This is a genomic window from uncultured Cyclobacterium sp., assembly GCF_963977555.1.
In the GTDB taxonomy this organism is placed as follows: domain Bacteria; phylum Bacteroidota; class Bacteroidia; order Cytophagales; family Cyclobacteriaceae; genus Cyclobacterium.
On the sequence record NZ_CAXBPD010000001.1, the window covers coordinates 89,404 to 101,589 of the forward strand.

The window sequence follows — 12,186 nt, forward strand, 5'->3', positions numbered from 1 at the left end:
TCCACATTGAATCCCCTTAATTTCGATGATTTAGTGATTTACATCTTCTATGTCCAATTCAGAATCCATTATGGGAAGTGTGAATTTGAAAGTAGCCCCTTCACCTTTTTGAGATTCTACCCAAACTTCTCCTCCAAAATTATCTATGATTTTTTTCACAATTGCAAGGCCCATTCCCGTTCCTTCATACTTTTCTTTGCCATGTAGTCGGTTGAAAATTGTAAAGACATTCTCATGGCTTTCGGGTGCAATTCCAATACCGTTATCAATTACTGAAAATAACCAATAAGCCTTTTCTTTTACAGCTGTAATTTCAATAAGCGGATTTTCTTGTTCATTTCTATATTTCAATGCATTCCCTATCAGGTTATAAAACACTTGAAATAATGGCGTCTTATACGAAATTATTACTGGCAAGTCTTCGTATTTTATTGTTGCATTGGTCTCTCTAATTCTTTTCTTTAACAGTAAACAAACCTCATCTACAATTTCCATAACTGATAAAGTCTTCAACTTGTCTTCATGTTTCCCTATTCTGGAAAACTCCAGCAAATCAAGAATAATTTGGCGCATTCGCTTGGCACCATCCACAGCAAATTCAATATACTGGTGGGCTTTTTGATCAAGTTTGTCCGCATACCTCCGCTCAAGTAGCCCCATGAAATTACTAACCATACGTAAGGGCTCCTGTAAATCATGGGAAGCCACATATGCAAATTGCTCAAGTTCATTATTTGACCTTTCCAATTCTTTGGCATGTTGAGCCATTTGTTTGTTCAAGGCTTGTAAAGACTCTTCATATTCCTTTTTATAGGTAATGTCCGTAATTGCCCCTACAACTCGCGTAACTTTCTTATTTTTACCTCTGATAAAAATGGCCCTGTCCATAATAAAGGCATAGTCTCCAGCATTGGTCAACAATCTGTATTCCTCGAACCAATTGGTCAAATCATCACTTTTAATGAAATGATTAAATTTTTCATTAATTCTTTCTCTATCCTCTGAATGAATCAAAGATTGAAAAAATTCCATATCTTGAGTACTGCTTTTCAAGTCATATCCAAACAGGGATTTAAAACCCACTCCCAAAAACAACTTATTGCTAACAATATCATAATCATATATAGCATCATTGGTGGCTTCAGCAATTTTCTCAAACCTTTCGTTTGAAAGCTGTATTTTTTCCAGGGTAATTTTTTCTTGGTTAATGTCTTTAATAAAAATGCTTATGCCTTCTGGTGAAGGATACATGTTGACGTCCAACCAAATGTTCATTACATCAGAAAACATCTCAAAATAAACATCTTTCTGGTTTTTAAAGGCATAAACCATTTGCTTGTGAGTATATGAATCTTTTAATCTTGGTACAGCCTCAAATAAATTATTATTCAAGGCTACACTCCTACTCACTCCTATGATTTCTTCAGCACGTTGGTTCCAAAAAAGAATATTGAAGTTTTTATCCAATGCGTAAAAAGCTTCCCCAATACTATCCAATATTGCATTTTTTTCCTTGAAGGAATGCTGGAGCGCAAGTTGGCTATTAGACCGTTGAATTGCAGCAGATAAATTAGAAGTAATGGTGAGTAAAAATGAAACTTCACTATCTGTCCACTGACGCTCTGAGGTACAATCATCAAATCCTATAAACCCATAGAAACTATTGTTGATCATGATGGGTATAATTAAGGTAGAGAAAATTCCTCCTTCTTCTAGCGTGATTTTTAATTTACAATCGGGCAATTCTTTGGCATGTGCTATGAAAACCTTTCCTTTTTCCAAAACACTTATCATTTGAGGATAATCAGCTATAGCAATGTTTTGGAAAACATCATTTTCTCTGAAATTACTGATTTTTTCCTGATACCAATCAATTTTTTTACTGAAAAGTGGGGTACCAGTAGCGGCATCTATGTGGTTTTCAAAATAGTAAATTCTATCAAGAACTACCGCTTTGCTGGTAAGCATAAAGACTTCATCTATGGCATCTTTCCAATTCTCTACTAAAAGAAATTTTTCGATCACTTTGGAAATAACTTCTAATAGCTGGTTGTTTTTAGCGAGCTCAATCTCATCCGATTTCTGTTTGTGAATATCTTGAATTGATCCAAAAATCCGAACACATTTACCTTTGCTAAATTCTGCTTCAGCTATACTTCTTACCCATCTTTCATTTCCAACAGCGGTAATCATTGGCAATTGATAGTCCCACGATGCACCTTTTTCAAGGGCCTGATTAAAGGCCTTCTCAACAAGCTCTTTCGAATCGCCTTTAAAGCCAAATAATATATCCCTCCATCTCGGTGAACTGTCCTGAGAAAGACCCAAAATTTCTTTAGCCGTAGAAGACAAGTAAAAGTTGTCGTTTAAAAGATCAACTTGCCAACTACCTACTCTTGACAATTTTGAGGCATTATCCAGCGTGGTTTGCAACTCCACCATCTCTGTGATATCATGACCAAATGAGAAAACCAACCCTTCCTCTCCAAATTCATCTGATGAATTCCAGGAAATTGACCGATATAAGCCTGATTTGGTTCGTAAACGAAGGATTAGATTTTTTGCTAATAAACCCTCTTTGATTGAAAAACTCCGACTTGACAATTCTTTGTCTTCAGGATGGATAAGGTCCTCGAATTTTTTAGTAAGCATTTCTTCATCACTGTATCCAAATAGCTTACGAAAAGAAGGATTAACCTTAACAAAGTAACCACATGGATCAATAATACTAAGCAATTCCGGTGCACTCTTAAAGAGCAATCTCATTTCCTCTTCCTGTTGCTTTCGCTTAATCTCTCCAGCTAATAATTTACCTATCGGTTCAAAAAACAATTTATTGTCCTTAGGTAAGGTTATGCTTTCATTGACATACAGAAGCATTACTCCTACCTTTAAGTTATTTTGAATTAGTGGAATTCCTAAGATAGATTTTACATATTTATTCACCTCCGGGTTGAGGTCAACATAGCTCGGGTTATCAGATACATTTGCTTCAAAAAAAGACCCAGCATTCAAAACCTGAACTGCTAAATCGCTACCTATTTTATAGACTTCGTCCTTTAACCATGGTTGGCTTTGATCAGCCCAATAGCCTTCAAAAAAATTAATTTTAATCCCCTTTTTACCCAATAACCAAACTTCTCCGCCCAATAAATTTGAAAATTTTGAAAGGTATTTCAATACTGCATTTAAAATCGCTTTCAGTTCTACCTCTTTTTTGAAATTTTTGCTGATTTCATATTGAACTTCATTAAGGTAAAAATCTTCTTTTTCATCAGATTTATCTCTTAGCACACCTATCATCCTCAAGGGTCTGCCAGATTCATCTCTAATCATATAACTGATTTCTTCTATATGCAGGTATTGCCCACTCTTATGTCGAAATCGATACTCTTTTTGCCAACTGGTTTCAGTAGGACTATGCACAAAATCATCCCATATCTCATCTGTTACCTTCGAATCCGCCGGATGCATGAAAGTACCCCATTCTGAAATTTTATTTATTTCTTCTCCTTTATTATATCCAAATATTTTATAAAAACCTTCACCCCAATGAAATTCATCCAAATTATAATCCCAATCATAAATGGCATCATTTGTCGCCATGTTCACATAGTTGAATCGCTCATTACTTTTATGTAAGTTTTCTAAGTATTGAAATTTGGTGAACACCATGGATAAAATTCGCTGACTTTTTTGAATCGCATAAGCTTCCAGGTCTCTTGGTTTTCTTGAGCTTTCAAAAAAATTAATAAGGAGCGCATCCAATTTTCCTTCTGAATTATAAATGGGCAAGGAACAACTACTACTCACCCCTATTTTATGGACAAAATTCACCAATTTATCCCATCTTTTATCTTTTTTTATGTCCGAGATAAAAACCTCATTGTTAAATAAGTCAAAAGCATTTTCTATCTCAATTTCATCATTTAAAGTAATTTCAAAATCCTTAATGGCAGAGTCATCCGAATCAAGTAATGAAGGAGTGGCAAAATTTTGAATTTTACCTCCAATCACTTTAAAAACAGCCATCTTCATTGAAGGGAAAAGAATTTCAAGGTTGGAAAGATAATTGAGTAATAAATCAGCAAGTTTGGCATCCTGATTCATGCTACCTTCCATAAACTCCTTTTCTATGGCTTCCAATTCTCCATAAAAATATTCTAGTGTAACGTCCTTAATAGCACCAACAACCCTATAGGCTTTTCCTTCATTGTCCCTGAGAATTACAGCTTTTTCTTTAACATGCGCATATTCACTATTCGATTTTATGAGGCGATATTTAAATTCCCATTGTTTCTCAATACTATTGAGAATTATATACTGAATTTTGTTCTGGTAATTTTTTACATCATCAGGATGAATGCTGTCAAAAAAGTTTTCCCGATTTTTTTCTTGGCCCTCAATTTTCAACCCAAAGTTTTTTCGAAACCCTTCCCCTAAAAACATATTTCCTGAGATTGGGTTTAAATCCCAAATACTCCCTGAGTCTGTTTGCATTACCAACTCAAACCGCTCATTGCTTTTTTTCAATTCTTCTTCAAATGCTATTCGCTCTGATATATCTATTCCATTGCACTGAATTTCTTTAGGTTTTCCATTTGTTCCTAAAATGACTACAAAATCCCATAAGGTGTTGTAAAAACTTTCACCCTGTTTCAATTTTTTAATTTCTACTTTGAATACTTTCCCTGGGTTATTTAAGCATTTTTGTAGAGCGGTTTTTACCTTACTCTTTTCAGTATCGTATATAGTGTCGAGTACGTTTACGCCAGAGTAGGTGTTTTTTGGAAACATCCAATCGAAGGTTTCCATATATTTAGTATTGGCATAGGTGATAAAGCCCTCTAAATCCGTACGGATTACAAATGTAGTCTGTGATTCATAGAACCCTCTATACCTTGCTTCGCTCGTTTTTAGTTTCTCTTGTACCTCAATTAATCCTGTTATTTCTACAGAATTGATTACAAAACCATTAATCTCAGGATCATCTATTAAATTGGTAGCTGTGCTCATAAGCCAACAATAAGTACCATCTTTCCTTTTAAATCTAAATGGCCTGCCTTTTACTTTATGTAAAGAATATAAATCTTTAAAATCTTCTTGAACGTTTTCAATATCATCAGGGTGAAAATAAAGAGATGATGATCGACCTAGTAAGTCTTTCTCTTCATATCCTAAAATTTGCAAATAATTTGGACTAACATAGGTATATTTACCGTCAGCAGAAATAATATTGGTTAGATCTGAGCCTGCTTGAACTAGAGATTTATACCTTTTTTCGCTTTTGGCCAACTTTTCATTGAGTTGAACCTTTTCAGTTATGTCCCTAAAATTATCAACGATACCCCTGATATTTGGGTCATGCAAAAAATTGGTCATGGTAGACTCCATCCACCTCCATGACCCATCTTTGTGCTTACTTCTTGTCACATTCCCCTCAATTGGCACTCCTTCTGCTTCTAATGCACTTTTGAATTTATTCAAAGCCAATTCTACGTCACTAGGGTGAACAGCCTCAATTAGCTTTAATTGAAGGGCTTCTTCCTCAGAGTATCCGAGTACTTGAGTAATTGAAGAAGAAACAAATTTCTGAACACCATTTTCATCAAATATCGCAATAGCATCTCTACCATTTTCAATCAATGCTTTAAACCTTTTTTCATTGTTTTTCAGAGCTATTTCAGCAGTTTTCCGCTTCGTAATGTCCACCATTAGCCCCCGATACATTGGTTCTTTTCCTTCCTCAACTACAACTTTTATCAAGTCACTTATCCATATAATCTCTCCATTATTTTTGATAAAGCGGTATTCAACAGTAAAATCACTATTGGAAAGTGAATTTTCTGCGATCACCTGTAAAACATGCTCTCTATCTGGTTCATAAATATGATCCTGCCAGAAGTTCATACCTTGGATCCATTCCTGTTCAGAATAACCTAATATTTCTATTACCTGAGGACTAACATAATTCGTTTTAATTGATCCAGAATAAGTTTCCCAAAACACTCCAGGGATGGATTCAATAAGCGAGCTAACCCTTTCGTTTGAAACTCTTAAAGCTTCTTGACTACTTAACTGGTCTAAATAGGTACCTAAATGATAAACTAAATTATCTATCAGGTTGGTTTCATTTGTCAAATTTACTTCCCCATCAGAAGAGGTACTTTTGGGTAGCATCACTTCCAATACCAAGGATTTGCCATCATGCACTACGTACTCAGAACTTAAGGATAGTTCAGAAGGCTTATACTTCAAGCTAAAATAGGATTGGTTTCCAAACGTAATTTTAGCGAAAGTCTTTTTAGGGTACTCCCATGCAGATGGAATTAAAATAGCAGCATTTTGCAACAAATCATCAATTTCTGACCAAGAATAATCAAGCCTACTTATATTGTATATACAATCTTGTTCTTTAATTTTATTTTTTAAAAAATAGAGGGTATTCTCTAGCTTCTCCTCAACCTTTTTTCTTTTGGTCACATCTAATATAATAGAATCCCAAACCACGCTTCCATCTTCTAATTTATGGGGACTACCGGTACCTTTGTGCCATCTTATCGTGCCATCAGGGTGATTATACCTGTACTCCCACATCCAATAACTCAACTCTGACGCAGATTTGTCGATTGATTCCATCAATGATTCGATATCATCTTGATGGCATCTATCCCCTATTAAACGGCTGTTCTTAATTACCTGATCACCAGAGAAACCCCATAACTGTAGAGCCCCATTACTTACCAATTCAAATGTATCTACTCCGACTGGGGGTCTTTTATACCGGTAAACAACTCCCGGTATGTTATCTGACACTGTTTGAAATTGGATTTCATCATTCCTTCTTTTTGTAATATCTGTATGAGTACCTGACATGCGCAAAGGTTTGCCATCTTCAGACCATTTAGTGACCTTACCTCTATCATTGATCCAAACTTCATGTCCCTCCTTATGAAGTAATCTAAATTCTGTGCTGAAAAATTCAATTTCTTTATTAAAACATGCAGCTAATACACGATCTGCTGTTTCTCTATCCTCTGGATGCAACAAATCATACCAAGTATTCATAGTAATTGGTGATAAATCGGCTAATTTGTACCCTACCATTGCTAAGTACTCCTCATTAATCGACACCTCATTCTTAACCATGTCCCAATCGTAAGTTCCTACATGAGTGGCTTCTATGATATTGTTTAATCTGTTGGTTTCATTTTCAAGATTTTCTTTAGTCTCCTCGTGGTCATTTTGAATCTTTTCCAATTCAAGAAGCTTCGTTACCTGTCCCGCAAGAAGCTGAAGTCCATCAATCGTTTTTTCATTTACTTCCCTAGGGATATGGTCTATTGCACATAACATTCCCCAAAATTGACCATCCAGGGTCAAGGGCACTCCTGCATAAAAAACAATACCTGGAGAAGAACTTACAAGAGGGTTTGTAGCAAACTTAGGAACCTTCCGGCTGTCAGGTAAAAGGAGTAGTTCATTGGGATTATCATTAATAAATTCAGCTAGAGACGATGGATGAAGAATATCCTTCGCCTCCATTCCTTGGCAAGAATTAATCCATACGTCCCCTTCCTCAATTTTAACAATGAGGCTTACCGGAGCCCCTGTTAAAATTTCAACAAGACTAGTGATGGCGTCTAGTTCTGTACCCATCTCGCTATCACTAAATTCAATATCCCCTCTTTTTCTGTTAATACCCATTGCATTTAAAAAATTAGTATCCCACTCTTAATTATTAAGTGACTATCTAAAAATAAACAAATAATATTAAATCTATGAAAGTTAAGGCTTTTAAGGGGTTAAAAATTTTAACACTTTGAGTTTTCTAACCCAAAATTAAAGTGAATTATAAAAATGATCGTAATCAAGAACACTTTTTCAAAAAAAGTTAAAGCAATACAAATTCATTAAAAATACCATCAAAGGAACCATGATTAGCACTAATTGATGTTGATGAAAATAGACAGTACCAAAAAAGTAAAAAACTAATCTTCATTATTGGTTCGTAGAGACTGCACCTTCTAAATAGACCACAAAAGCTAAATTGCAATAATTTCTTCGAAAGTTTATTTTGAAACTAATTGTTAAAAAATAAAAGCATTCACCGCAATTTAGCTTTCATGGAATAGGCTTAAATCAATATATTTAAAGATAAACTTTTTTGTCCTGCAGTGAGGAACTGTAAATCCCAAGAATTAAAGCGAGAGACCTCTTTGCATCTTGCCCTGTAACAACAGGAGTATTGTCAGTTCTAATGGCATTCACCATATCTTCAATCTGTCCTTGGTGCAATTTAAAGTCAATTGCCATAGGATCAGAAGCACCACTTCCACCGATGTCTGATCCAGGAATCATTTGCGTTTCTTCTCCTTTAATGTTCCAGGCAATGATTTTCCCTCCCTCAAGGATTATATTCCCTTTCTCACCATAAATCTCCAATCGTTCTGGATTACCAGGAAACAACGAAGTCCCACCTGTAATACTTCCTAATGCACCGTTTTTAAAATTCACTATAGCGGTAGCCAGGTCTTCACCTTCTATTTGATGAACCATTGTTTTTACTTGTCCATACACTGCCTCTGCATCACCCATGATATCCAAAAGCAAATCAATTGTATGAACACCTTGGTTGATGAGGGCAGCGCCACCGTCACCTTCTTTTGTTCCTTTCCAGCTGCTACTACTGTAATAAGAAGGATCCCTGTACCAATTTATGGCAGCAGTCCCCATTAAGAGTTTTCCAATTTTACCTGCTTTTACAGCCTCTTTTAATTTAAGATACCCTGGTTTGAGCCTATTTTGAAATATTACACCCAATTTTACTCCTGCCTGTTCACAAGCGTTAATCAGTAAATCAGCACGCTCAGTACTTACCTCAATTGGTTTTTCCAACAAAATATGTTTACCTGCTTTAGCCGCTTCTATAGCCGGTTCCAGGTGGTTTCCACTGTGGGTGCAAATACACACTACATCAATATCCTCACGTCTTAAAAACTGATCAATTTCAAAATCTGCCGGAACATTAAATTTTTCTGCAGCTTGCTTAGCTCGCGATTGGGTGGAGCTTAAAACAGCCACAAGTTCACTTCCTTCGAAAGCATTGATCGCCGCAGCATGCATACCTGCAATGGCTCCAGTCCCTATAATTCCAAACCCTAATGGTTTTTGCTTTGTCATTTTATAATGTATTTTTAATTATTGAAATTCTTTGTCATTTGTTCCATTGCCCAATTTGCCCTCGCAGCAGAAATTCCAGTACTAGGACATTTACCACCTTTGCCTAATAACTCTTCCACTATAGATTGAATAAGAAAAAACTGAATGTTTTCAGGCACATCAAATTCAAAAACTTCATCCGCTTTGCCATCTCTTTTCAGGGTAACGGAAGTCCCCCAAAAGCATGGAAATCTTATTTCACCCTTATCTCCAATGATTACAATTTCATCTTTTTGAGAGGTTTCACCCGTGGTAAAACACCAACTACCAGTACCCAATATACCGCTTTCAAAAGAAAAATTCCCTAAAACAATGTCTTCTGCAGAATAAGATCCCGACTGATTGGCAGCCAAACCATTTACCTCTTTCAAAGGGCCAAAAAGAAAATCAAAATAGTCCAATTGATGAGAGCCTAAATCATAAAAATATCCTCCACCAGCAACCGCAGGGTCTATCCTCCAATTATTGGCACGACTGTCTTTATCTTCCGGATGTTTGGAGTGATGGATCACAACACTTAAATACCTCGGCTCACCAATAGCACCTTCTTCTACTAAGCTTTTCACCTTCAAAAAATTAGGGAGGGTTCTCCTATAATAGGCTACAAACAGAGGAACACCCGCTTCTTCACAAATTTTAATCATTTCTAAACACTCCTCATGATTTCTAGCCATGGGTTTTTCAACGTAAACAGGTTTGCCAGCATTTGCAGCCTTCCTGGTAAGTTCTAAGTGAGAACCAGGAGGAGTTGCAATGTAAACAGCATTCACTTCTGGATCATTTATCAAGTCATCAGCATCTGAATACCATTTGGGCACCCCATGCCTTTCTGCGTAGTCTTTTGCCTTTTCGGCATTCCTTCGCATCACAGCCACGACAGATGAATCCTTAATTTTATCCATAGCTGGAGCACTCTTTTTTTCGCACACACTTCCTGCGCCTATCACTCCCCAATTAACTTGACTAGAACTGAATTTTTTCATATTTTAAAAATTACATTAATTATTAAATAAATAATTATGTGTTATTAATTTTAATGGTCTTCGTTTAATACGTAATAATACTGCTGAAATTTCCCTGAAACTGATACCATCCAAATGATATCAATTTAGAAAGTAAAGTGGTTCAAAATGCTTATTCGAGGAATTATCAAAATCAACATTAGACTAATATTAATATATTACAATCTATTTATAGAAAGAATATAACCTGTCTCAAAATCCAATCAAACCTATCATTTCTTTGTTCTTTACCCACTCAAAAGTAAGTTTTTTTTGATAAAACCTGGGGAATGATGCCGAAACCTTCTGATTTTTTTTTTGGCAATGTTGCCGTATTGATGAAAGAGTTGAGGGTTTTATAACTAGTTTTTAATGTCTTCTACTTATTGCCATTTTTAATAAATCAATTGGGTGAATTCAAGAAATCCAAACTATTATAACTAATAAAAACTTTAACAAACTAACACCTATTTTTTATTTACTTGTAAGCTACTTCACCCATCGAAGTAAGGGATGAAAACACCACCAATTCCAGGCATTTCCATGGATAAAAAATTGTAGCATATAATAACGATTCTATTACATGCTACAAAATGGTGGTATTGTTTAGCTCGAAATTAAAGCATATAGCTATTAAAATATCAATCGTTTGATTTAATCAAATTGAGCTAAATTTAAGTTTGGATCAATGCTTTCATTGGAGTGCTGCATTGACTCCCAAGAAACAGGTTCCCCTTTTTCAGCAGCCATCCTGCCCAAAATTGCGGTATAGGTTGAATTTGCACCCGATGCTGATTCATTCAAAAATTTACCTGAATTAATACTTCCTATAAAACTTTTGACTTTATTTTCATTGGAATCATGCAAAGAAGAAGTGAAAACTCCTGCAGCACGCTCACTTCGATCTTCGTTGGCACTTTCGTGTCTTATTACTCCTGAATCCCATTCGTTTTCACCATCTATAAATACCCCACCACTATAGTGTGCAGTTGCTATTCCTTTACTACCAATAAAACGAGCACAAACATCTCCGAAAGTAGGGCCTAATTGCGTTGAGTGAAAACTAACCCTAATATTGTCTGGATATTTATAAATCACTTGGTAATTGTTGTAGGCATCTCCGAAGGCATTGTTATGATCCCTTCCTCCCGAACCCATGGCCATTATAGGTTTTCTTTGCAAAGCCCAACTGCAGACATCAAGCATATGAATCCCTTGGTCCAATAGAATACCGCCAGACAAGGACCTAAAATGAAACTGATTTCGGATCATTGCTTCTGATTTAGACATATTGTCTATAGGTTTAAGCGGAAGTCCAGAGGCAAGGTAATACAATTGCGCAGTTACCAGATCGCCAATAGCGCCTTCCTGCACCCTCTTAACCATCTCCTGATAAGCTGTAGCATGTCGGATCTGAAAACCCACCACCATACTCAATTTCCCATTTATGGTACTTCCAGCTTTCTCTATTCGCTTTACACCTTCCACGTCTATAGCCACCGGCTTTTCACAATAAATATGTTTGCCAGCAGCAATTGCTGCTTCTACAAATTCAGGATGGGTATAGGCAGGAGAAGATATTAATACCGCTTCCACATCTTTATTGTTGAGGAGCTCCATATAAGCCTTAGATCCTTGGTAAATGTTTTTTGGGTCAATTTCCCCAAATCCTTTGTCCTTATTTAGCCCATCCAGTTTTTCTTTTGCAACTTTAAGTTGATCGTCAAAAAGGTCAGCCATCGCCATGATATTAACATTCGTATGTTTAGACATAGCAGTGATTACAGATGTCCCTCTGTTTCCACAACCGATTATGCCTAACTGAATTGCAGAGTTGGCCTTTGTGCCAAAAACAGTGCTTGGTTTCAAAATGGTAATCGCAGATACTGCTGCCGCGCCTTTGATAAAGGACCTTCTTTCTATGTTTGTCATTGGATGCGCTTTTGATTTTTTTTATAAATGA

At 36.0% G+C, this 12,186-nt stretch carries 4 protein-coding genes; all 4 read right to left on the reverse strand.

Going from position 1 to position 12,186, the window contains the following annotated elements:
* Window positions 1-30: 30 nt before the first annotated feature.
* Window positions 31-7,707: a PAS domain-containing protein gene (locus AAC073_RS00275; protein WP_339921820.1), complete on the reverse strand. Its 7,677-nt coding sequence runs from the start codon at window positions 7,705-7,707 to the stop codon at window positions 31-33.
* Between the two features lie 444 nt (window positions 7,708-8,151).
* A complete protein-coding gene (locus AAC073_RS00280; protein ID WP_339921821.1) occupies window positions 8,152-9,183 on the reverse strand; it encodes a Gfo/Idh/MocA family oxidoreductase in 1,032 nt (343 codons plus the stop codon).
* A 14-nt stretch (window positions 9,184-9,197) separates the two neighbouring features.
* Window positions 9,198-10,205 carry a Gfo/Idh/MocA family oxidoreductase gene (locus tag AAC073_RS00285; protein ID WP_339921823.1) on the reverse strand — a complete coding sequence of 336 codons (1,008 nt, stop codon included), beginning with the start codon at window positions 10,203-10,205 and terminating at the stop codon, window positions 9,198-9,200.
* A gap of 672 nt (window positions 10,206-10,877) precedes the next feature.
* A complete protein-coding gene (locus AAC073_RS00290; RefSeq protein WP_339921824.1) occupies window positions 10,878-12,155 on the reverse strand; it encodes a Gfo/Idh/MocA family oxidoreductase in 1,278 nt (425 codons plus the stop codon).
* Window positions 12,156-12,186 lie beyond the last annotated feature (31 nt).